The sequence below is a fragment of the Pseudomonas sp. ML2-2023-6 genome, from assembly GCF_037055265.1.
GTDB lineage: Bacteria > Pseudomonadota > Gammaproteobacteria > Pseudomonadales > Pseudomonadaceae > Aquipseudomonas > Aquipseudomonas kulmbachensis.
This window is the reverse complement of sequence record NZ_CP146347.1, coordinates 4994231-5016342: the sequence shown is the minus strand read 5'-3', so window position 1 is coordinate 5016342 and position 22112 is coordinate 4994231. Positions and strand designations below refer to the sequence as shown.

Genomic DNA, 22112 nt, shown 5'->3' with positions numbered 1-22112 from the left:
CAGGTTGTACGGGCTCTGCGATCCCGATCGCAGCCATCGTACCTCGGCAGCGGCTACAGGGTTGTGAATCAGGTTTTGGGATACTCCCGATGCAGCTCGCCCAGCAACCGGTCCTTGTCCTCCCAAAGCCGGTTGATCCAGCCCTGAAACGCCAGCCGGTACTCGGGGTCCTGATCGTAGTTTTTACCGAGAAACTCAGCCGGGATTTTCAGCTCTTCAAACACCACGACCACCTCTTTCACATTGCCGCACAGCAAGTCCCAGTACCCCGGACGTCCGCCCGGGTAGTGAATCGTCACGTTGACGATCGACTGCAGCTGTTCGCCCATTGCATCGAGTACAAAGGCGATGCCACCGGCCTTGGGCTTGAGCAAGTAGCGAAACGGCGAGTTCTGCTGTGCGTGTTTGGCCTCGGTAAAGCGCGTGCCTTCAACGAAGTTGAAGATCCCCACCGACTGGTCTTTGAACTTGGCGCAGGTTTTACGTGTGGTCGCCAGATCGGCGCCTTTCTTCTCCGGGTGTTTGGCCAGGTAGGCCTTGGAGTAACGCTTCATGAACGGAAAGCCCAATGCCCACCAGGCCAGGCCAATCACGGGCACCCAGATCAACTCCTGCTTGAGGAAGAACTTCAGCGGGCGGATACGTTTGTTGAGAACGTATTGCAGCACCATGATGTCGACCCAGCTCTGGTGGTTGCTGGTCACCAGATACGAATGCTCGTAGTCCAGCCCCTCGAGCCCCTTGATATGCCAGCGGGTCTTGCGCAGTAAATCCATCCAGCGATTGTTGTTGCCGACCCAGGTTTCGTGGATACGGCGCATCAATTCGTCGGTCACCCGCTGCGCTGCCGGGAAGGGCAAGCACAGCTTGAAAATCGCGACGATAAACAGCGGCGTGCAACACACGATGGTGTTGAACGCCAGCAGCAGTGAAGCGATGACGCCGCGTAACGGCGCAGGCAGAAAGTCCAGCATTTACACATCCATAGGTCGGTTGGCGGCTTGAATCGCCGTAAGGGCGATGGTGTAGACGATGTCGTCCACTTGCGCGCCGCGTGGCAGATCGTTCACCGGTTTGCGCAGCCCTTGCAGCATCGGCCCAAGGCTGACGCAATCGGCGCTGCGCTGTACGGCTTTGTGTGTCGTGTTGCCGGTGTTGAGGTCGGGGAACACGAATACCGTGGCCCGGCCCGCCACCTGGCTATTGGGGGCCAGTTGTTTAGCTACCACCTCGTTGGCGGCCGCGTCGTATTGCAGCGGGCCGTCAATCAGCAATGCGTGCTGGGCTTCGTGGGCCAATAGAGTGGCTTCGCGAACCTTTTCGACCTCTTCGCCACTGGCCGAATCACCGCTGGAATAGCTGATCATCGCCACTCGCGGAGTGATGCCGAAGGCGGCGGCAGAATCGGCGCTTTGCAGGGCGATTTCAGCCAGTTCGGTTGCGGTGGGGTGCGGGTTCATCACGCAGTCGCCGTATACCAGCACCTGCTCGGGGAACAACATAAAGAACACCGACGATACCAGGGTGCAGCCCGGCGCCGTCTTGATCAACTGCAGGGCAGGGCGAATGGTGTTGGCGGTGGAGTGGATTACCCCGGAGACCAACCCGTCCACTTCATCCAGCGCCAGCATCATGGTGCCAATCACCACCGGGTCTTCCAGTTGTTGCTCGGCCATCGGTGCGTTGATGCTTTTGGTCTTGCGCAGGGCCACCATTGGCTCGACGTAACGGGCCCGAATCAGGTCCGGGTCGATAATTTCGAGGCCCTCAGGCAGCTCGAAACCGTGGGCCTTGGCCACCGCCTGGACTTCTTCGGGCTTGGCCAGCAAGACACAGCGGGCGATGCCGCGAGCATGACAAATAGCTGCCGCCTGCACGGTCAGGGGCTCGCTGCCTTCTGGCAGAACGATGCGCTTGTTGGCTTTTTGGGCGCGCTGGATCAGTTGATAGCGAAATACCGCAGGGGTCAGGCGCATTTCCCGTGGCGTGCCGCAGCGTTGGTGCAGCCACTGGGCATCGAGATGGCTGGCGACAAAGTCGGTGATGATTTCCGCACGTTCGCGGTCATCGATCGGGATTTCCTTGTTCAGGCCATTGAGGCGGTTGGCGGTGTCGTACGATCCCGTACTCACCGACAGCACCGGCAGCCCGGCCTGTAGCGCTCCCCGACACAGTTCCATCAACCGCGGATCGGGTTGGGTGTCACTGGTCAGCAGCAAGCCCGCCAGCGGCACGCCGTTCATCGCGGCCAGACTCACGGCCAGAATGATGTCGTCGCGATCGCCCGGGGTCACCACCAGTACGCCTGGCTTGAGCAGTTGCAGGGTATTGAGCACGGTGCGGGCACACAGGATGATTTTCGACATGCGCCGGGTTTCATAGTCCCCGGCATTCAGCACCTGAGCCCCCAGCAACTCGGCCACATCGCGGGTGCGCGGGGCGTTGAGTTCAGGTTGGAACGGAATGCAGCCCAGCAGCTTGAAATCACCACTGCGCAGCAGCGGCGAATGCTCCTTGAGGCGTGCCGAGAAGACTTCCATGCTTTCGTCGGTGCGCACCTTGTTGAGGATCACGCCGAGCACCTTGGGGTCTTTGGGGCCGCCAAACAGCTGTGCCTGCAACTCAACCCGGCCGGAGAGTTCGGTCAGCACTTCGTTTTCCGGGGCGGAGACCAGGATCACTTCGGCATCCAGGCTTTTCGCCAGGTGCAAATTGACCCGTGCCGCGTAGCTGGCGGTGCGGGTGGGCACCATGCCTTCGACGATCAGTACGTCCTTGCCGACGGCGGCCTGCTGGTAAAGGTTGATGATCTCTTCGAGCAGCTCATCCAGCTGGCCGTCGCCGAGCATGCGCTCGACATGCGCCAGGCCCAGTGGGGTAGGCGGCTTGAGGCCGTGGGTGCGGGCGACCAGTTCGGTCGAGCGCTCTGGGCCAAGATCGCCTGGATGCGGTTGGGCAATGGGCTTGAAAAAACCGACTTTCAACCCGGCGCGCTCCAGAGTGCGAACCAGGCCCAGGCTAATGGATGTCAGACCCACACCAAAATCGGTGGGGGCGATAAAGAAAGTTTGCATGCGAGCTTCCTGACGTGGCAGTGCAAGGGCAACACCCTTTAAACGGGGTTTGTGCCTGAATCAATTGCCAAGATTAGCGCTATCCGCCTCCTGAGCACACCAACCGCAGTCAAAGGGCTGGCCTATTTTTTTCTGGCGCTGCAATGGATCAAGCACCCAGGGCCTGGATTGCCAGGGGGGTTGGTGACGCTGGTGCTGGGTGTGGCCGCAGGAGAGCACGACAACCCAGTGCTCCTCTTGATCCAGACGCCAGCCAATGATTGTTGAAGTTTTCAAAATTATCCGTTGGTCTTGGTTGTGTTCGCTTTCGAGTGATTGCTTGGTTAAACTTGCGCTTCTTTATTATTTTGCAAAAGGTCTCGCCCCATGACGATCGCCACCAACAAGGCAGTCTCCATCGAATATACCCTGACCAACGACGCTGGTGAGGTCATCGACAGCTCTGCCGGCGGCGCACCGCTGGTTTACCTGCAAGGCGCAGGTAACATCATCCCAGGTCTGGAAAAGGCTCTTGATGGCAAGGCCGTTGGTGAAGAACTGACTGTTACCGTTGAACCTGAAGACGCTTACGGCGAGTACTCCGCCGAGCTGGTCAGCACTTTGAGCGCCAGCATGTTCGAAGGCGTTGACCAACTGGAAGTGGGCATGCAGTTCCACGCTTCCGCTCCAGACGGCCAAATGCAGATCGTGACTATCCGTGACCTGGACGGCGACGACGTGACTGTTGATGGCAACCACCCATTGGCCGGTCAGCGCCTGACCTTCCAGGTTAAGGTTGTTGCTGTACGTGACGCGAGCGAAGAAGAAGTTGCTCACGGCCACGTACACGGTGAAGGCGGTCATCAGCACTGATAAGTGCTGCTAAGCTCACAGTGAGCTAGCTATAAAAAAGGCGCCTTCGGGCGCCTTTTTTGCATCGTAGATCATGGCAATTGGCACCTTGAGCGATTGCTTGAATGTAGCCCCGGGAAATTTGGAGTCCGTCATGAGTGCTTTTCACGACCTAACCTTGGACGCGTTGGACGGCAAACTACTGCCACTGGAAACCTTCAAGGGCCACGTGGTGCTGGTGGTGAACGTCGCCTCCCAATGTGGTTTGACGCCGCAATACGCGGCATTGGAAAACATCTTCCAGCAGTACAAGAGCCAGGGTTTCAGCATATTAGGTGTGCCATGCAACCAGTTCGCCGGACAAGAACCTGGCACTGAGCAGCAAATCCAGGAATTTTGCAGCCTCAACTACGGTGTCAGCTTCCCTCTGAGCAGCAAGCTTGAGGTCAACGGGCCTGAGCGTCATCAGCTTTATCGTCTGTTGGCTGGCGAGGGGGCCGAGTTTGAAGGGGATATCACCTGGAACTTCGAAAAGTTCCTGGTTGGTCAGGATGGTCGAGTACTGGCACGTTTTTCACCGCGCACCGCACCAGACGATGCAACGGTGATTCAGGCAATTGAAAAATCCTTGGCTTAAGTTTTTTTCGCCGCGATTTGAACCGCTGCTGCGGCTGCGCCAGCGCAGCCCTGGCAAGCCCGCTGCAACTGGTTTTCGAACTGTTCGATAATGCCCGGCCAGCTCTGGCGGCTGGCATGGCGGCGGGCATTGAGGCGCAGGGTGCGCAAGGTTTCGGGGTTTTCCAGCAGCCAGCAGGCAGCTTCGATCCAGGCGTATTCATCGCCAGGCATGGCCAGCACACCGTTGTAACCATGACGGATATGCAGGCCAGCAGCGGCTTCGTCATACGCGACCACGCCCAAACCTGAAGCCTGGGCCTCGAGCACCACATTGCCAAATGTCTCGCCCAGGCTCGGAAACAAAAACACATCTGCGCTGGCGAAGTGGCAAGCCAGCGCGTGTCCGGACTGCTGGCCGCAGAAAATTGCTTCAGGCAACGCTGCTTCCAGTACTGCGCGTTTTGCTCCGTCGCCCACCACAATCAGCTTGAAGCGGCGTGCGGGATAACGGGCTTGCAGCTCATCAAAGCAGCGCTTGAGTGCGTCGAGATTTTTTTCCGGAGCCAAGCGTCCAACATATAACAGCGCAATGTCGTTTTCTCTGAGTCCCCAACTCTGGCGCAAGGCGTTTTGGCGTTTTGCAGGGTTGAACAGCTGGCTGTCGACCCCACGCGGGAGCAGATCCAGGCGTTCGAAATGACGGCGCTCAAGTTCCACGCGCTGGCTGGTGCTGGGGACCAGAGTCAGCGCCGAACGGTTATGGAACCAGCGCAGGTAGTGCGTCAGTGCGCGGGTGAACAGAGTCAGGCCGTGTTGGCGCAAGTACTGCTGGAAATTGGTGTGAAAGCCGGTGATCGCGGTAATGCCCAAACGCCGGGCAACCCTTAATGCACACAAGCCCAACGGTCCCTCTGTGGCGATATAGACCACATCCGGGGGTTGCTGGCGCCAGCGTTTGGTCAGGCGATGGGTAGAGGTCAGGCCCCATTGCAGGCCGGGATAACCGGGTAACGGCCAGCCGCGGCAGAGCATCAGCCCGTCGTTGCTGCGCTGGTTACCATCGTCGGTCTGGCGTGGGCGTATCAGTTCAATGCGATGATTGCGTGCGCGCAAACCGTCATACAGATGGCCAAGGGTATTGGCGACCCCATTGATTTCGGGCGCGAAGGTGTCGGTGATCAGGGCGATATGCAGGGCTGTGGTCATGACCCCAGTGTGCTTTGGAGTCATGACGCCCATGTGTCACGGTGATGATGGATTTATGAAGTCAGCGGCTGCGGCTGGAGGCTGCCAGTGCTTCATCGCCACGTTCGCGTACCCAGAACAGAGTCGCCCCGGCCACGGCAGCGGGCATCATCAGGATATTGACCACCGGGATCAGCAGCATCAGGTAGACGATGCCGCCAAAGCTCATGCTCTGCCAGCGCTTCTCGCGCAGCCAGGCGAGCATTTCGTTCCAGCCCAGCTTGTGGTTGTCGGCCGGGTAGTCGATGTACTGAATGGCCATCATCCAGATCCCGAACAGTAGCCATAACGGTGCGGCAATCAGGTTGAGCACCGGAATAAACGACAGGATCAGCAACGCAATGGCCCGCGGCAGAAAGTAGCCCAGCTTGCGCATTTCGCGGGCCAGGGTACGCGGCACCATTGCTGCCAGTTCGGCCCAGCTGAAGGGCGGGGAGTTATCGACCCCGCGTACCACGGCTTCGACTTTTTCCGATAGAAAACCGTTAAACGGCGCGGCAATGATGTTGGCCAGCATGGTGAAGGTGAAAAACACCATCAACGCGACCAGCACCACGAACAGTGGCCATAACACGTAATTGAGGAAGCTCAGCCAGCTGGGCAGCGACGGCATCAGGGCATCGACCCATAGGCTGAATTGATGCCCGGCGAAGTAAATCAATCCGACGAACAGCACCAGATTGATCAGCAATGGCAGCAGCACGAACAGGCGCAAGCCGGGGCTGAGAACCAATTTCAGGCCTTCACGCAGATACTGCGGGCCAGAGAGAACGGGGGCGGGCATAGAGTGCTCCGAGCAGTGGAAAACCGGGCGACCTTAACGGCTTTATCCGCAAGGCGAAAGTCTTGTATCAGGTTCGACAATTACTGTAACAAAGCCGTCTAAAATCGGATTCGACTACATAGAGACCCGCTATGAGCTGGATTGTTAATGCGTATTTCCTTACTCTCTGCGGCCTCTATATGCTTCACCCATATTTTTCAGGATCTGCGCGTTCCAGGCATAGCTTGGGCAGATTTACGGTTTCTTTTTATTCCAGCCGGTAAAGCGGCGTTCCGACCCGGTTGCAATGCGGGCGGTCATAGGAGTGAGTCATGTCTGAAGTACGTCATTCGCGTGTGATTATTCTGGGTTCCGGCCCTGCCGGTTACAGCGCCGCTGTTTACGCGGCCCGCGCCAACCTCAAGCCACTGCTGATCACGGGCATGCAGGCTGGCGGTCAATTGACCACCACGACTGAAGTCGACAACTGGCCGGGTGATGTTCATGGTCTGACCGGCCCGGCACTGATGGAGCGCATGCGCGAGCACGCCGAGCGTTTCGAGACTGAAATTGTTTTCGACCACATCAATGAAGTGGATCTGAAAAACAAGCCGTTTACCCTCAAGGGCGACAGCGGCACTTTCACCTGCGACTCGCTGATCATCGCGACAGGCGCCAGTGCCCGTTACCTGGGCCTGCCGTCTGAAGAGGCGTTCATGGGCAAGGGCGTTTCGGCCTGTGCAACCTGTGACGGTTTCTTCTACCGTAACAAGCCGGTTGCCGTGGTGGGTGGTGGCAACACTGCTGTTGAAGAGGCGCTGTACCTGGCCAATATCGCCAGCAAAGTGACCCTGGTCCACCGTCGTGAAACGTTCCGTGCCGAGAAGATCCTGATCGACAAGCTGCACGCCCGTGTCGCTGAAGGCAAGATCGAGCTCAAGTTGAACGCGACTCTGGACGAAGTGTTGGGCGACAACATGGGCGTGACCGGTGCCCGCCTGAAGAACAACGACGGCAGCTTTGACGAGTTGAAAGTCGACGGCGTCTTTATCGCCATTGGCCATACGCCGAACACCTCGTTGTTCGAAGGCCAACTGGAGCTCAAGGACGGCTACATGGTTGTGCAGGGCGGCCGTGAAGGCAACGCCACGGCTACCAGCATCGAAGGTGTGTTTGCTGCGGGCGACGTGGCTGACCACGTTTACCGTCAGGCCATCACCTCGGCGGGTGCTGGTTGCATGGCTGCGCTGGACGCCGAGCGCTACCTGGACGGCCTGCAGAACGCCCAGTTCTGATAGCCCGCCCCAATAAAAAAACCGGCCTAGGCCGGTTTTTTTGTGTCTTGTGCCAACCCCACAACCCGTAGCCGCTACCAAAGGCTGCGATAAGGTTCGAAGAACCTTCAAAAGCGGGTTGCTGCGCACCCATCGCAGCCTTCGGCAGCGGCTACAGAGGTTGGGATTACGCCTTGCGCGTCAGCGGCTGGGCGTCGAATTTGACCCCGGCCAGGCCGTGGGTAATCAGTGCACGGATATTGCTGTGGTCAGTGCCTTCGGGGGTGGCCAGTACCGAGCGGTAGTGCTCGCCGAAGGCCAGTAACGATTCCTGATCGCTCAGGCCTTCCAGCAGGGCCAGGCCCAGAGTCTTGCATGAACCTTCGTTCTGCCCGGCAGCGTTTTCCACGCCACCGTTGTTGAAGGCCTGTGGCTGGTAATCGTAGTGCGCTGCGATAAACGCCAGGGTATCGGCAAAAACGTGTTCGCCGCTGGTGAGGCTGGCGCGCAGGGTGTTCAAGTCAGTCATGTTTTTTTCCTTGGGCAAACGCCGCCGCCTGCTCGGCGCTGGCTTCTTTCTGGTATAGGGATTTCCACTCGGCATACGGCATGCCGTATACCACTTCACGGGCGTCATCGAGGCTGATGTCGATCTGGCGCTCGTCAGCCGCTGCCTTGTACCACTTGGACAGGCAATTGCGACAGAAACCCGAGAGGTTCATCAGGTCAAGATTTTGCACGTCCTTGCGGCTGTCCAGATGCGCAACAAGGCGACGAAAGGCCGCGGCTTCGAGTTCAAGTTGTTCTTGGGCTGTCATGGGTTTCACCGAGGTTAAGAGGTTGCAGCCTGGCGGCTCGCCGCCAGGGTAATCGACACCGATTCGGCATAGCGCAGCGCGTGCGGCTTGTCGACTTCGACTTCGGCATACAGCACGGCCGCGTTGGCCATCACCAGGTCCAGCAACTCCTGGGTCAGGCGCTCCAGCAGGGCGAAGCGGTTTTCTTCGACGTGCTGGATCACGGCCTTGGTGATGGTGCGGTAATTGAGTGCGTGGTCGATATCGTTATCGCGTACTGCCTCTTGCGCCGCGTAGAGGATGGTGAGGTTGATCAACACATCCTGCTTATTGAGGATTTCTTCCTCATTGATGCCGATATAGGTGCGCAGGCACAGATCTTTGACGCGAATGCGGGCCATTCCTGGCTGAAGTTGTGACATTACGACTTGCTCCGTCCAATCAGTTGCAAGAATTCCATGCGGGTACTCGATTCGCGAAAGGCGCCGAGCATGACCGAGGTGTTCATGGTCGAATTCTGTTTTTCTACACCGCGCATCATCATGCACATGTGCTGGGCTTCAATCACCACGGCCACACCAGCGGCCTGGGTGACGCTCTGAATGGCGTCGGCGATTTCCCGGGTGAGGTTTTCCTGGATTTGCAGGCGACGGGCGAACATGTCGACGATGCGGGCGATTTTCGACAGCCCCAGCACTTGGCCGGTCGGGATGTAAGCTACATGGGCCTTGCCGATAAAGGGCAGCAGATGGTGCTCGCAGAGTGAATACAACTCGATGTTTGCCACGATCACCATCTCGTCGCTGTCCGAGGCGAACAGAGCCCCGTTGACGATGGTTTCAAGGCTCTGCTCGTAGCCATGACACAGGTATTGCATGGCTTTGGCGGCGCGCTTTGGGGTGTCGAGCAAGCCTTCGCGCTCAGGGTCTTCGCCAAGACCAATGAGGATATTGCGGTAATGCCCGGGCAGTGATGCACTCATGAAAATACTTCCTCGCGGGACGGCTTATTTTAGATGCCGGCCGCCATTGACGGTCAGGGTAGTGCCGGTCACATGGGGGTTATCCAGCAGATAGCGCAGGCTCTGGTAGATCACCTCGGCACCGGGCTCGATGCCCAGCACGGATTTGGCCAGCGCTTTGGTGCGGTACGCCGCATCGTCGTCAGGGTTGAACAACAGCATGGCCGGGGCGATGCCGTTGACTTTGATCCGTGGTGCCAGTTTAGCCGCGAACGACAAGGTCAGGCTTTCAAGCCCGGCCTTGGTCGCGCAATAGGCAATATGCTTGCTGCTGCCCTTGCGCGTCACATCATCGCTGATATGCACAATGTCCGCCGGGCTCGAGTGCTTGAGCAGTTCGCTGCAATGCAGGTTGATCAGGTACGGCGCGAGCATGTGCACGCTGAACATTTGCATGAAGGCGCTGGTTTCTGTGCCTGGCGTTTCTGCCAGCCAAGCTGAGGCGTTGTGGACAATCGCGCGCAAGCTGGGGGTATGGTTTTTAAGACGCTCGATAAAATCAATAATGCCGGCCTCGGTCGAGAAGTCGGCAAACAACGCAGTAGCGCCCAGGTCACGTAGGGTTTGCACCCCGGGTTTTTCGCTGCGATAGCTGAAAATCACCGGGTAGCCGTCTGCCAGCAATTGCTGCGCACAGTGCAGGCCAATACGTTGGCCTGCACCGGTGATCAGGATCGGAGCTGAAGAAGTGGGCATGACGGACTCAGTGCACAAAAGCCGGAAACAGTCGCGGCGCAGTGGCAAAACTATACCAGCGTGCGCGACATAACGCCCAAGCCCGAGTTTTAGTTGCGCTGTGTCGCAATCGTGTTGCGCATGGGTTTGCCCGGCGTGCTGTGCAGCCAGCTGGCAAGCAAGTGCGTAGACAGCGGAATAAACAGATAAACCATCAGCGGTGTCAGGGCCAGAGTGCTGACCAGTACCCGTGGCAACAAACTCAACTCGCCCAATAATGGTGCGCACACAAAGTTGAACAATAGCGAGACAGGGAAAAATGCCAGCCAGATGGCAACGGCTTGCTTCCAGCGCGGTGGTCGCTGCCCGGCAGCGCCAAACCAGCCGTCGATACCGCTGACACGGTGCTCGGAAGGGTCGGCGAACAAGTCGCTGCCGCGTAGCAACCAGGCTTTGCGCGAGACCGAATGCTCCCAGGCGTGCAGGGTGGATTCGTCGGCAAAGCGGAAAATGATTTGAAACTCGTCATCGCCTGCAGGCGGAGCCAATACGCCGGAGCCCAGATAACCGGGAAAGTCCGTGGCCAACTGTTCGCCTTCATGCAACCAGGCAATTAATTCCTGATAGCGACCTTTGGCGACACGGCGCGCAACCATCAACGTGACAGGGGAGGTAGACATTGTGTATCTCCATGAGGCTAATGCTGCCCGGGTAGGGCAGACACAAAACACAGCGCCGGGGTGGTGGGCTGTGTGATGAAAGCATGCAAGGATTGTTCCTGAATAAGATCTACCGATCCACCTCACATCAGGGATGTGGGGTGGATCGGGTTCAAGCCAGCTCTGTGGTGGTATTTTTCACCACGGCCAACTCTGGATGCGCCACCAGCTTGTCAATGTGCAACTCGTCATTGTTCAACCAGGTTTCGGTCAGTACCCGATAGTGCTCCATGTCCCGGCAGCGCATGCGCAGACTGTAATCGAAGGGGCCGCTGATCAATTGGCATTCAAATACCTGGGGGCAGGCTTTGACGCAGGCTTCGAAGGCCTTCTGTGCCGAGCGCCCGCTCTGGTTGGAGAGGGCCACCAGTACCAGCAGCGACAGCCCTGGCGAGACCATTTGCACATCAATGATCGCGCCGTAACCACGAATCACTCCGCGCCGCTCCAGCTTGCGCACGCGCTCCAGGCACGGCCTGGGTGTCAGGTGGACCAGTGCAGAGAGTTTCTCGTAAGTGATACGTCCCTGGTGGCGCAGCACATCGATAATGGCCTCATCGATGCGATCCAGTGCAGGGGAGGAACGGTGGCCGGTGGCCTTTGGGTCCATGGTCAATGTCGTGTTCACTTCAAGCGGTTAGAGAGAAATTGCTGCAAGCGTTCGCTGTTCGGTTGATCCAGAATCTCGGCACCACCCTGTTCCTCGACCCGGCCCTGATGCAGAAACAGCACCTGGCTCGACACCTGTCTGGCAAAGCCCATTTCGTGGGTGACCATCAGCATGGTACGACCTTCCTCAGCCAACGTCTGTATGACTTTAAGGACTTCACCTACCAGCTCTGGGTCAAGCGCCGAAGTGGGTTCGTCGAACAATATTATCTCCGGCTCCATTGCCAGGGCACGGGCAATTGCCACCCGTTGTTGCTGGCCACCGGAAAGGAAAGCCGGGTATTGATCCGCTACCCTGCCCGGCAAACCGACCTTGTCCAGGTACATTCGCGCACGCTCTTGCGCCTGCGCAGCGCTCACCCCCAACACCCGACGCGGAGCCATGCAGATGTTTTCCATCACAGTCATGTGGCTCCACAGGTTGAAGTGCTGAAACACCATCGACAGGCGGGTGCGCAGGTTTTGCAACTGCGCCTGATGCGGTGCCTGAGTGCCGGATCGGCCTTGACGCATTTCAATGCTGATGCCGTCGAGGGTTATCACCCCGGCGTCTGGCTGTTCAAGAAAGTTGATGCACCGTAGCAGGGTGCTTTTGCCGGAGCCGCTGGCGCCGATCAGGCTGATCACGTCTCCGTTGCGGGCATTGAGTGAAACGCCCTTGAGTACCTGATGCTCAGCGTAACTTTTATGCAGGTCCTGGACCTTGAGTTTGACGTTGGCGTTTGCTGCCACGACGGTTTGCCTCGCTGCGGGGCGGGTCTCGGTGACGAGAGTTGGATGAGCGGCCAAGGCCTGCGCGGACTGATTCATGGGTTAGCCTCGAGTAGGAGCAAGAAAACGCATCCAGCGATGTTCGGCCAGTCGAAACAGGCCCACCAGAGCAAAGGACAGCAACATGTAAAGCAGAGCAGCAATACCGAAGGCCTGGAACGTCAGGAATGTCTCGGCATTGGCATCGCGGGCTATCTTCAGGATATCGGCGACGGTTGCGGTGAATGCCAGGGAGGTGGCATGGAGCATCAGGATCATTTCGTTGCTGTAGGCCGGCAACGAGCGGCGCAGTGCCGCCGGAATTACCACAAACATGTTCAGTCGCCAGCCGTGCAAGCCATAGGCCCGCGCTGTTTCGATTTCACCGTGTGGAATATTGCGGATGGCTCCGGCGAAGATTTCTACCGTGTAAGCGCAGGTGTTGAGCACAAAGGCCAGCAAGGTGCAGTTGAGTGCATTGCGCAAAAACTGGTTGAGCATTGCGTTGTCTTGCACCACTTGCAGGCTATACAGACCGGTGTAGCAAATCAGCAGTTGGATATACAGCGGGGTGCCGCGAAACAGGTAGGTGTACAACTCCACCGGCCAGCGTACCCAGAAGTGTTCAGAAACTCGGGCGATGGCCAGCGGGATCGACAGAAAGAAGCCGAGGGTCACCGAAATGATGAATAGCCACAGTGTCATGGCTACGCCGCTGAAACCCTGTCCATCGGTAAACAGGTAGGCCAGACCATATTGCTGGATTAATTCGATCATCGCGCCATCCCCTTGATGCCGATGTTGTAGCGCCGTTCCAGGCGTTTGAAGATGCGGTTGGACAGGGTGGTGATCAGCAGATACACCAAGCCTGCGAGGATCAGGAAATACAGCGGATCATTGGTGGTCTTGCCGGCGTTTTGCGCAGCCTTGACCAGGTCCGATAAACCGATGATCGACACCAGCGCCGTGGACTTGAGCAGCACCAGCCAGTTATTGCCCAGACCCGGCAGGGCAAAGCGCATCAATTGTGGAAACATCACCAGATAAAAGCGTTGCCAGCGACTCAGGCCATAGGCCGTCGCAGCCTCCAGTTGGCCCGCTGGTACGCTGAGAATTGCCCCGCGAAAATTCTCCGTGAAGTAGGCGCCGTATATAAAACCCAAGGTGACTACGCCAGCGGTGAATGGGTCAATTTCAAAGTAATCCCAGCCGAGCACTTCAGTCAGGTCGTTCAGCCACAGTTGCAGGCTGTAGAAAATCAGAAGGATCAGTACCAGGTCCGGCACGCTGCGGATCAGCGTGGTATAGAGCGTGGCTGGTATCCGCAGCAGCTTGGCGCTGGAGAGTTTGGCTGCGGCCGCGACCAGTCCCAGAGCGAGGCTCAGGACCAGCGCCAGGAATGCCAGCTTGACCGTCATCCAGGCACCTTGGGCCAGCAGGGGGCCGAAGCCCTGCAAGTTAAGGAGTTCATTCACGGGGAAGTTCTCTGAAGGAGTTGTGTCGTCACAGTCGAGGTCCGAAGGACCGCTCTATGGGGCCGCTTCGCAGCCCATCGCAGCCTTGTGCCTCGGCAGCGGCTACGGGACTCGCATTACTCGTGGTAGATATCCAGGTCGCCGACATACTTCTTCTGGATTTGCTCGTAGGTGCCATCGGCATGCACAGCGGCGATGCCTTTGTTGAGCAGCTCCAGCAACTCCTTGTCGTTCTTGCGCAAGCCCATGGCGATGTCCAGAGGCAGGGTCGGGTCCTTGATGGCCGGGCCGCTTTTGAAATCGGCGCCTTCAGGTTTGGACAGGAAATTGAGCTGGGCTTCGAGTTTGTCGGTCAGGGTGGCGTCAAGGCGACCGTTCTGCAGGTCGGCGTAGTTCTGGCTCTGGGACTGGTACGCCTTGATCTGGGCGCCGAGCTTGGCCAGGTGCGCGCGGGCATAGGCCTCCTGCAGCGAGCCCTGGAGTACACCGACCTGTTTGCCTTCAAGGGACTCCGGAGTATCGCCGAAGTCGGCACCCTTGCGGGTGATCACCGATGTGGGGCTCAGGAACAGCCTGTTGCTGAAGTCGATTTGCTTCTGCCGGGCCGGGGTCACGGCCATCGAGGACATAATGGCGTCGAATTTACGCGCACGCAGGGCCGGGATCATGCCGTCGAATTCGTTGTGTACCCAGACGCACTTGACTTCAAGCTTGGCGCAGATGGCATTGCCCAGGTCAATGTCAAACCCTTGCAGGCTGCCATCGGCGGCCACTGATTCAAAGGGTGGGTACTCGGGGAAGACCCCGAAGCGGATTTCCTTCCATTCCTGAGCCTGGGCGGCGGTGGCACACAAAGGAAGGAGCAGCGCAGCGCAAAGTGTTCGGAGTCGAGTCATGATGTGTATTCCCTATATTTTGTAATTGATGTCAGGGCAGTAGGAAGGTGTTACAGGTCGCATTCATTTTCTGACTCTTTGGTCGCGCTCAGAATGCTTCATGGCGAATCGTTTTTTGTGTCGTTTGCCTCGGGTTTGGCGCTCGGAATGTGCTGTTAAAATGCGAGTGACAGCGCAATCGGCTGCGACACCCTCAAAATCGGCTTTCGGTCCGATATTTTCCAGCCTGCTACTTGCGCAAAGCAGCAGGCTAGAGCTGTCTCAAGCGCGCTTTTTCTGCTGTGCAGCGGGTTGTTGCGCAAGGCGTGCAAACAGGTCCTTTGGGTTGGCCAGGTCCGGCACCAGTTCCAGCTCGCTGCCTACGTCCAGTGCCTTGGCCACGTCCAGTACGTAACGCAGCGCGGAGTAATCTTCGATCGCAAAGCCCACCGAATCGAACAGGGTGACTTGCTGCGCATTTTCTCGGCCTGCGACCTGGCCGTTGATGACCTGCCACAATTCGGTGACCGGCGAGTCCGCTGGCATATGCTGAATTTCGCCTTCGATACGACTTTGCGGTTCGTACTCAACGATCACGCGAGCGCGTTCAACGATGCGTCGATCCAGTTCGGTTTTGCCTGGGCAATCTCCGCCCACGGCGTTGAGGTGCATGCCGGGTTCGATCATTTCGTCGCTGAGGATGGTGGCGTAGGCCTTGTCGGCAGTGACGGTGGTAACGATGTCGGCGCCGCGCACAGCTTGGGCAACACTGCTGGCCACAATCACCCTGATCGCAGGGAAAGCTTTTAGGTTGGCTGCCAGCTTGGCGCTGGCATTGGCGTCGATATCGAACAGACGGATTTCGTTGATCCCCAGCATGGCGTGGAAGGCCAGGGCCTGGAACTCGCTCTGGGAGCCATTGCCGATCAGCGCCATGCTGCGGCTGTTGTCTCGGGCCAGATAGCGCGCCACCAGTGCCGAGGTGGCAGCGGTGCGGATTGCGGTGGTCAGGGTCATTTCGCTGAGCAGTACCGGTTTGCCGGTATCGACGTCCCCCAGAGCGCCGAAGGCCATGACGGTGAGCATGCCGCTCTGAGTGTTTTTCGGATGGCCGTTTACGTATTTGAAGGCGTACAACGAGGCGTCCGAGACCGGCATCAGCTCAATCACTCCCTCGGGAGAATGGTTGGCCAGGCGCGGGCACTTTTCAAATTCCTGCCAGCGCAAGTAGTCGGCGCGGATGTACTCGGCCATCTCGGTGATGCACGTCAGCAGACCTTTTTGCGAAACCAGATGGCAGAGATCGTTGACGTCGATGTAACGGGTCATGGGAGGCTCCTTTTATTGAAATGAGGGACGCAATGGAAAATGCACTTCGGCCAACATGCAGCGGGCACTGCCGCCACCGATGCGTTCAATGTTGTCGATGTTCACCACCACCGGCCGGGTGTGCCGTTCTATGTGCTGGCGCTGGGCGGGCTTGAGGGATTGCCAGGCGCTGGCGGACATCACCAGCAACTGCTGGCCGTTGCGGTTGTGGACTTCCAGCATGTTGCCGGCGAAGGCTTCCAACTGATCAAAATCCAGGGCCAGGATGTCCTTGCCGGTATCGCGCAGGGAGCGTTCCAAGGTCAGGCGTTCGTGTGCTTCGGGCAGAGCTTGCAGGCAGACCACGGACAGATCACGGCCGACACTCATCATCACGTTGCTGTGGTAGATCGGTGCCTGATGGCGGTCGACGGCGTGAAAGGCGCACACCTGATAGCCCAGGCGTTCGGCAAACTGGTGCAAGGCGTTGCTGTGGGTGCGCCCGGAGTGGCAGGCGTAGCTGATCCGGTGCTGACGGTCGAGGACCATGCTGCCGGTGCCTTCGAGGAAGATATTCTGTTGTTCCAGATGGCTGAGGTCGATGGTATGGCTGATCGCGAATCGCTGCTCCAGCACTTGCAACACGCCTTTATTGCGTTCCAGTCGGCGGTTCTGGCCTTCCATCGGGTAGAGCACCAGGCTGCCGTCGGCATGGCTGCTCCACCAGTTGTTGGGGAAAATCGAATCCGGGGTGTGGGGGGCCGGCGTGTCCTGTACCACCAGTACGTCAACGCCGTTTTTACGCAGGGTATCGACGTAGCCGTCGAACTCCTCCAGCGCTTTATGCTGTGCCCCTATCGGGTCTGCTGGCGGCTGCTGAAAGCGGTTGTTGATCGCGGTATCCGGGTTGAAGGCAAAGTGCGCCGGGCGGATCATCAGGACGGTGTTGGTGGTTTGCATGGGGCACGGGTCCACGGGCTGGGTAGTGAGGCTATTTTGTGCGCTGTGATCGCGTAATCCCGGTTGAAGTAGGGGAGTGGCTCAGCCGGGAAAGCTGAAAAGCGATGCGCGGCAGCCGAATCTGTTGCGTCCCGCAGGATCAAATTCGGGGGAGGTCTTTACGCGGGAGCGGCGGGGTCATCCCCTGAAGCGTAGAATGGCCCCATCTATTGCAGACCGTGCCCTCCCGATGCCCGTGATTACTGATATTGAGCCCATTACGCAGACTGGCGATGGCCGTGATTCCGAAGGTCTCTACCCGATCCGGGAAGTCGCCAGACTCACTGGCATCAACCCGGTAACCCTGCGCGCCTGGGAGCGGCGTTATGGTTTGATCGAGCCAAAACGCACCGAAAGTGGGCATCGCCTGTATTCGGTGACCGATATTGGGACAATTCGTCGGGTAATGGACTGGCTGGAGCGTGGGGTTACGGTAAGCAAAGTCGCGCAACTGCTCGCCAGCAACACGGCCTGCGACGACCCGCAACCGGTCGCCAACGAATATGCCGAATGGCAGAACCGCATTAGCAGCGCCCTTGCTGCATTCAATGAACCTGAGTTGGAACGCCTCTATGGGCAGGTTTTTTCCAGTTACCCGGCAGAAGTGGTGTTTCAGGGGGTTTTTCTGCCGTTGTGGCAGCAACTGCTGAAAACCCGGGATGTTTTTGGGCGTACCAGCGAGTGGCTACTGCTGGACGGTTTTTTGCGCGGGCGGGTGCAGCACCGTCTGCAATTGCAGGCGATGGATGCCCGGCAGTGCGTGGTTGTAGTGGCAATGCCTGAGCTGTGCCACGAGCTGGAGTTGCTGGTGGCAGGCTTGCTGTTGACCCGCAGTGATCGGGTCGTCAGGGTTTTGGCCATCGGTCAGCCACTGGATGAGCTGTCTCTTGTTTGCGACAGGCTTGAACCGCAGGCCGTTGTGCTGTTTGCCAACCATGCGCTGAACACGGCGCAGCACCGCAGGCTGGAGCGGCTGGCGCAGGCCTTGAATTGTTCGGTGTCATTGGCCGGGGAGGCGGCAAATGTGGCCCAGGAAGCGCTGGCGGGATCATCCATTGGCTGCCTTGGCAGTGAGGCGCGATTGATGAACCAGCGGCTGGACGCTGATCTCAAGGCAACACAGGGCAGTTGATCGGCGTCAGATGTGCAGGCTCGGATGCGCCAGGCGGTGTTGCTGCAGGATGTACTGGCGCAACTGTTCGATTTCGCCTTTGTCACGCTGGCTTAGCCGATATGCGTAAAAGCCCAGCTCAGTCTTGCGTTCCAGCGTGCCGCGTAGAGCGATCCGTTCATATCCGTCGGGGCTGAACCACTGCGCAAACTGGCGGGGCGGCCGGCTGTCGTGACGCATTTCAACCAGCACGCCTTTGAACGAAATTTCGGTTATCCACAGATGCCCGGCTTTGCCCCGGATATTTTCCAGCGGCACCGGTTCGGCCAGCGTCAGGCGCCAAGGGCGAGCCTTTGGCCCGTCTTCGAAGATACTCGGAGCACCCAGTTGCAGATGTTGGGCATGGAATTCGTCTTCGACCAGACGCAGCGGAAAACTCATTTGCTGGTTGGCAAATTGCGCCTGGATCGTGACCTGTTCATGGGCCGCCAAGCGTGTCAGCAGATCACGGATTTGTGACATTCCGTTGAGCATCAGGCTGGACGACGCATCCCGCGAATTCAGCAGCGGGTTCTGATGCATCGTTTGGATGAAATCCAGCTCGTCCTGAGTCAAAAGGGAATCATGAGACATGGATGGGGCTCAAAAAAGGGTATGAAAATTCGTCACAGTGAGTATCAGACCGCTATTTCTACGTTTTGTTTAATCCGCTCGTCGCCTTGAGCGCTTGCAGTTCGGCCTGTACTGCGGCCAGTTGGGCTTCGAGCTGGGCGACACGCTGCTGGGCCTTGACCTGCTGGGTGACATCTTTTTGCACGCCAATAAAGTACGTCAGCTTGTCGTTCTCGTTGAACACCGGGGTGATCGACAGCTCATTCCAGAAATGCGTGCCGTCCTTGCGATAGTTGCGCAGCACCTGGCGGGTTGGCTGCCCGCTGGCGATGGCTTCGCGGATCAACTGCAGGCCAATCTGGTCGCGGTCGCCCGCCTGCAAAAAACGGCAATCCTGATACAGGATGTCGTCGCGGTTGTAGCCGGTGAGGGCTTCAAACGCGTTGTTTACATAAATCAGAATGTTGTCTTCGCCCTCTTGTTCGGCAACCACAATGCCGTCCTGGGACGCGTCTACCATGCGTTGCAACAAACGGGAGTTGATCATTGTGCGATTCTCTTTAGTCGAACAGATTCAAGGATGTTAAGGCATCGGTACGTGAGTGGCGTATCACCTGCTAGTATCCCAGCCTTTTAGTCAGTTACAGGATCAGATTGATGAAAGTCGCCATCCTTTCCGGCTCGGTGTACGGCACCGCTGAAGAAGTCGCCCGCAATGCCAAGCAACTGCTTACCGATGCCGGTTTTGAGGTTTTGCTCAATACTCGCGCCACCCTGGCCGATATTCAGGCGTTTGCTCCCGAGGCTTTTTTGGCCGTGACCTCGACCACTGGCATGGGTGAGCTGCCGGACAACCTTGTGCCGCTGTACAGCGCCATCCGCGATCAGTTGCCAGCCGCCTGGCGCGGTCTGCCCGGCGCCGTGATCGCGTTGGGTGACGAGAGCTACGGCGACACTTTCTGTGGCGGTGGCGAACAGATGCGCGAACTGTTCGCCGAGCTTGGTGTGCGTGAAGTGCTGCCGATGTTGCGTCTGGATTCCAGCGTCACGGTTACTCCTGAAGAAGACTCCGAACCGTGGGTTGCAGACTTGATTAAAGCACTGAACCCATAACCGGTCGTTCACGCAGCAGCTCAAGCCAGGCTTGAGCTGCCCGTGACAAATACGCGCCGTCGCGCCAGATAAACGCGATATCCCAGCGCAGGGAGTCCGGCGCCACAAGCTTGACCCGAACCACGCCGGGGCGCTCCAGAGCACGGGCAACCACGCTGGGCAGCAACACCACGCCTTGGCCTGCGGCTACCAGTGCCACCAAAAAATCCGCCTGGCCACTGCGTCCGCCTTCCTTGGGGGTAAAGCCTGCTTGCTGGCAAGCCTTGAGCACGCGGTCGTTGAGCATAAAACTGCGTTGGTAGAGCAAAAATGGCGTGTCGGCCAATTGCTCGAGGCGCACGCTGGGGCCTTCTGAAAGCGGATGATCGGCCGGGATCAAGACATCCAGCGGCTCGTCGCAAAAAGGTTGGTAAGCAAACGTGGGGTTTTTCGGGGTCAGACTACCGCCCAACTCCAGTTCACCACTCAAAACCGCCTGCTCGATATTCAGACTCCCTTCTTCCAGCAACTGCACTTGAATATTCGGATAGCGCCGCCGGTATTCTGCAAAGAGCCCGGCGAACAGTGTGTTACTGCCCAGCAGCGGCAGGCCGACCCGCAGCTCGCCCCGGGTCAGATGGCTCAAGTCGTCGAGTTCACTCAGCAACTCCTGATGCAAACGCAGCATACCTTCGGCCCGCTGCAACACCACCTTGCCCGCAGCCGTCAGCCTGACCTGTGAACCCAGCCGGTCAAACAGCGGCGTGCCGAGGCTGTGCTCAAGTTGCGCCACCTGCTTGCTCACCGCTGATTGGCTGATATGCAAGTTGTGAGCGGCTGGAGTGAAGCCGCCAAGGCGTGCGACTTCAACAAAGGTGCGCAGGTGTTTGAATTCCATGTGCGTGATTCCATTTTGGAATGGCTATAAGTCTGACAATTCGTTTTCGGGATGGTAGCAGGCTCTTTAAACTGAGGGTCTGTCTGGAATGGAAACATCATGAAACGCTTCGATGTAAAACGCTTGGGTCGTTTGCTCAGTGAACTGGCCGTGTTGTTGGCGCTGTACTTTCTGGGCTGCCAACTGGCGGCCTGGTGGCACTTGCCAATACCGGGTGGGGTTGTGGGTATGGCGCTGTTGTTGATGGCGTTTGCTCTGGGCTGGGTCAAGCCTTCGACCCTGCAACTGGGCGCTGGTGCATTGATGGCGGAAATGCTGCTGTTTTTTATTCCCGCACTGATGAGCTTGCTCGATTACGGCGTAATTGTGCGCGATGACGGTTGGCGCATCCTGTTGGTGATTGGCGTCAGCACCTTGCTGGTGATGGTAGTCACGGCGTTTACCGTGGAAGCAGTGTGCCGCTGGAGAGTGCGCTATGAAGTTTGAACTGATGCCCATGTTCTGGCTGGCGCTCACGCTGGGGAGTTATGGCTTTAGCCGCTGGCTGTATCGGCGCACCGGGCGTTATCTGCTGTCACCGCTGATCCTGGTGCCGGCCATGTTGCTTGCCGTGGCTGTGCCGTTGCACACGGCGTATGCCGAATACTCCCGCAACACGCATTGGCTGATGCTGGTCTTGGGGCCGGTAACAGTGGCCTTCGCCGTGCCGATCTGGCAGCAGCGCAAGTTGCTGGCCCGGCATTGGGTGGCGTTGCTGCTGGGGATGCTGGCGGGCAGCGCGGCGTCTATTGCCAGTTCTTTCTGGTTGGCCAAGGCGTTGTCACTCGACACTGCATTGACGATGTCATTGGTGCCGCGCTCCATCACTACCCCGTTTGCCATGCCGCTGGCGCAAGACCTGGGTGGCGTGCCCGAGCTCACGGCGGTGTTTGTAATGTTTACCGGAGTATTCGGCGCATTGCTGGGCGGCATCCTGCTCAAGTGGTTGCCGCTGCGCAGCAGCCTGGCCCGAGGCGCACTGTTCGGCATCGGCGCCCATGGTGCAGGTGTGAGCCGCGCCCGTGAAGTGGGCAGCGAAGAAGGATCGGTGGCGGGGCTGGTGATGGTATTGACCGGCATCCTCAACCTGTTCGCGGCGCCGTTGCTGAACATGGTGTTTTAACCATAAATGCATCCCTTGCTTTTGTGGGAGCTTGCTTGCCTGCGATGGCATCTCACGGTTTTGCCTGACGGACTTCATCGCCTGTATCGCAGGCAAGCCAGCTCCCACAGAAGACGCGCTTGGATTATCGCAGGCATAAAAAAG

Annotated in this window: 27 protein-coding genes and 1 pseudogene; 7 read left to right on the top strand and 21 right to left on the bottom strand. The window is 58.3% G+C overall.

The annotated features are described in order from the left end of the window. Positions 1–68: 68 nt before the first annotated feature. The 3 genes and pseudogenes from V6L79_RS23290 to V6L79_RS23280 all read right to left on the bottom strand — a co-directional run bounded on the left by V6L79_RS23290 (position 69) and on the right by V6L79_RS23280 (position 3442). A complete protein-coding gene (locus V6L79_RS23290) occupies positions 69–974 on the bottom strand; it encodes an acyltransferase (RefSeq protein ID WP_261739609.1) in 906 nt (301 codons plus the stop codon). After that, positions 975–3074 carry a phosphate acetyltransferase gene (pta, locus tag V6L79_RS23285; protein ID WP_261739608.1) on the bottom strand — a complete coding sequence of 700 codons (2100 nt, stop codon included), beginning with the start codon at positions 3072–3074 and terminating at the stop codon, positions 975–977. A gap of 60 nt (positions 3075–3134) precedes the next feature. Beyond that, a pseudogene (locus tag V6L79_RS23280) lies at positions 3135–3442 on the bottom strand (DUF3565 domain-containing protein). On the opposite strand from V6L79_RS23280, the gene V6L79_RS23275 reads away from it, so the two are divergent. Together V6L79_RS23275 and V6L79_RS23270 are read left to right on the top strand one after the other, a co-directional pair. Continuing rightward, entirely contained in the window at positions 3441–3926 is a 486-nt protein-coding gene (locus tag V6L79_RS23275) for a peptidylprolyl isomerase (protein ID WP_261739607.1), read from the top strand. The pseudogene V6L79_RS23280 and the gene V6L79_RS23275 sit on opposite strands and share 2 nt — an antisense overlap. Positions 3927–4059: 133 nt before the next feature. Further along, positions 4060–4542: a glutathione peroxidase gene (locus V6L79_RS23270; protein ID WP_261739606.1), complete on the top strand. Its 483-nt coding sequence runs from the start codon at positions 4060–4062 to the stop codon at positions 4540–4542. Here the strand turns inward: V6L79_RS23270 and V6L79_RS23265 are convergent. Together V6L79_RS23265 and cysZ are read right to left on the bottom strand one after the other, a co-directional pair. Continuing rightward, positions 4539–5729: a glycosyltransferase family 1 protein gene (locus tag V6L79_RS23265; RefSeq protein ID WP_261739605.1), complete on the bottom strand. Its 1191-nt coding sequence runs from the start codon at positions 5727–5729 to the stop codon at positions 4539–4541. The genes V6L79_RS23270 and V6L79_RS23265 overlap by 4 nt on opposite strands. 61 nt (positions 5730–5790) lie before the next feature. Continuing rightward, a complete protein-coding gene (gene cysZ, locus V6L79_RS23260) occupies positions 5791–6552 on the bottom strand; it encodes a sulfate transporter CysZ (RefSeq protein WP_261739604.1) in 762 nt (253 codons plus the stop codon). Positions 6553–6863: 311 nt separating this feature from the next. On the opposite strand from cysZ, the gene trxB reads away from it, so the two are divergent. Further along, positions 6864–7826 (top strand): thioredoxin-disulfide reductase, encoded by a 963-nt coding sequence (gene trxB / locus V6L79_RS23255; RefSeq protein ID WP_261739603.1) that lies wholly within the window; start codon positions 6864–6866, stop codon positions 7824–7826. Between the two features lie 166 nt (positions 7827–7992). On the opposite strand, the gene V6L79_RS23250 is transcribed toward trxB, so the two are convergent. The 13 genes from V6L79_RS23250 to ctlX form a co-directional block, all read right to left on the bottom strand. Continuing rightward, the gene (locus V6L79_RS23250; RefSeq protein WP_261739602.1) at positions 7993–8334 is read right to left on the bottom strand and encodes a HopJ type III effector protein; all 342 of its coding nucleotides are present in this window, start codon (positions 8332–8334) and stop codon (positions 7993–7995) included. After that, positions 8327–8623 carry a DUF1244 domain-containing protein gene (locus V6L79_RS23245; protein ID WP_338579564.1) on the bottom strand — a complete coding sequence of 99 codons (297 nt, stop codon included), beginning with the start codon at positions 8621–8623 and terminating at the stop codon, positions 8327–8329. Before V6L79_RS23245 ends, V6L79_RS23250 begins: the two co-directional genes overlap by 8 nt. Before the next feature lie 14 nt (positions 8624–8637). Continuing rightward, positions 8638–9024 carry a dihydroneopterin triphosphate 2'-epimerase gene (folX, locus tag V6L79_RS23240; RefSeq protein WP_261739600.1) on the bottom strand — a complete coding sequence of 129 codons (387 nt, stop codon included), beginning with the start codon at positions 9022–9024 and terminating at the stop codon, positions 8638–8640. Beyond that, positions 9024–9584 (bottom strand): GTP cyclohydrolase I FolE, encoded by a 561-nt coding sequence (folE, locus tag V6L79_RS23235; RefSeq protein WP_261739599.1) that lies wholly within the window; start codon positions 9582–9584, stop codon positions 9024–9026. The genes folX and folE overlap by 1 nt, the downstream gene beginning before the upstream one ends. A gap of 24 nt (positions 9585–9608) precedes the next feature. Beyond that, positions 9609–10319, bottom strand: a complete 711-nt coding sequence (folM, locus tag V6L79_RS23230; RefSeq protein WP_338579563.1) for a dihydromonapterin reductase — start codon at positions 10317–10319, stop codon at positions 9609–9611. Positions 10320–10408: 89 nt separating this feature from the next. After that, positions 10409–10978: an antibiotic biosynthesis monooxygenase gene (locus V6L79_RS23225; RefSeq protein ID WP_261739597.1), complete on the bottom strand. Its 570-nt coding sequence runs from the start codon at positions 10976–10978 to the stop codon at positions 10409–10411. A 151-nt stretch (positions 10979–11129) separates the two neighbouring features. After that, positions 11130–11627, bottom strand: coding sequence for an Lrp/AsnC family transcriptional regulator (locus V6L79_RS23220; RefSeq protein WP_261739596.1), 498 nt, complete (start codon positions 11625–11627; stop codon positions 11130–11132). Positions 11628–11641: 14 nt separating this feature from the next. Further along, positions 11642–12496 (bottom strand): ABC transporter ATP-binding protein, encoded by an 855-nt coding sequence (locus tag V6L79_RS23215; protein WP_261739595.1) that lies wholly within the window; start codon positions 12494–12496, stop codon positions 11642–11644. 3 nt (positions 12497–12499) lie between these two features. Further along, entirely contained in the window at positions 12500–13213 is a 714-nt protein-coding gene (locus tag V6L79_RS23210) for an ABC transporter permease (protein WP_338579562.1), read from the bottom strand. Beyond that, a complete protein-coding gene (locus V6L79_RS23205; protein WP_315968125.1) occupies positions 13210–13911 on the bottom strand; it encodes an ABC transporter permease subunit in 702 nt (233 codons plus the stop codon). Before V6L79_RS23205 ends, V6L79_RS23210 begins: the two co-directional genes overlap by 4 nt. Positions 13912–14027: 116 nt before the next feature. Then, positions 14028–14807 (bottom strand): ABC transporter substrate-binding protein, encoded by a 780-nt coding sequence (locus V6L79_RS23200; RefSeq protein WP_261739593.1) that lies wholly within the window; start codon positions 14805–14807, stop codon positions 14028–14030. Positions 14808–15068: 261 nt separating this feature from the next. Continuing rightward, a complete protein-coding gene (locus tag V6L79_RS23195) occupies positions 15069–16115 on the bottom strand; it encodes an ornithine cyclodeaminase (protein ID WP_338579561.1) in 1047 nt (348 codons plus the stop codon). Between the two features lie 12 nt (positions 16116–16127). Then, positions 16128–17054, bottom strand: coding sequence for a citrulline utilization hydrolase CtlX (ctlX, locus tag V6L79_RS23190; RefSeq protein ID WP_338579560.1), 927 nt, complete (start codon positions 17052–17054; stop codon positions 16128–16130). Positions 17055–17283: 229 nt separating this feature from the next. Here ctlX and V6L79_RS23185 point away from each other — a divergent pair, with 229 nt between their 5' ends. Then, complete coding sequence (locus V6L79_RS23185; RefSeq protein WP_338580344.1) at positions 17284–18225, top strand: MerR family transcriptional regulator; 942 nt, start codon at positions 17284–17286, stop codon at positions 18223–18225. Between the two features lie 6 nt (positions 18226–18231). Here the strand turns inward: V6L79_RS23185 and V6L79_RS23180 are convergent, their stop codons facing one another. Next, on the bottom strand, positions 18232–18837 hold the full coding sequence (locus tag V6L79_RS23180; protein ID WP_261739590.1) for a hypothetical protein: 606 nt from the start codon (positions 18835–18837) through the stop codon (positions 18232–18234). Positions 18838–18895: 58 nt separating this feature from the next. Continuing rightward, positions 18896–19363 carry a PAS domain-containing protein gene (locus tag V6L79_RS23175; protein WP_261739589.1) on the bottom strand — a complete coding sequence of 156 codons (468 nt, stop codon included), beginning with the start codon at positions 19361–19363 and terminating at the stop codon, positions 18896–18898. A gap of 110 nt (positions 19364–19473) precedes the next feature. Here V6L79_RS23175 and V6L79_RS23170 point away from each other — a divergent pair, with 110 nt between their 5' ends. After that, the gene (locus tag V6L79_RS23170) at positions 19474–19929 is read left to right on the top strand and encodes a flavodoxin (RefSeq protein WP_261739588.1); all 456 of its coding nucleotides are present in this window, start codon (positions 19474–19476) and stop codon (positions 19927–19929) included. Here the strand turns inward: V6L79_RS23170 and V6L79_RS23165 are convergent. Next, the gene (locus tag V6L79_RS23165; RefSeq protein WP_261739587.1) at positions 19910–20806 is read right to left on the bottom strand and encodes a LysR family transcriptional regulator; all 897 of its coding nucleotides are present in this window, start codon (positions 20804–20806) and stop codon (positions 19910–19912) included. The two genes, V6L79_RS23170 and V6L79_RS23165, sit on opposite strands and share 20 nt — an antisense overlap. Positions 20807–20905: 99 nt before the next feature. Between V6L79_RS23165 and V6L79_RS23160 the strand changes: the two genes are divergently transcribed. Then, positions 20906–21292, top strand: coding sequence for a CidA/LrgA family protein (locus V6L79_RS23160; RefSeq protein WP_338579559.1), 387 nt, complete (start codon positions 20906–20908; stop codon positions 21290–21292). Next, the gene (locus tag V6L79_RS23155) at positions 21282–21968 is read left to right on the top strand and encodes an LrgB family protein (RefSeq protein ID WP_261739585.1); all 687 of its coding nucleotides are present in this window, start codon (positions 21282–21284) and stop codon (positions 21966–21968) included. The genes V6L79_RS23160 and V6L79_RS23155 overlap by 11 nt, the downstream gene beginning before the upstream one ends. Positions 21969–22112 lie beyond the last annotated feature (144 nt).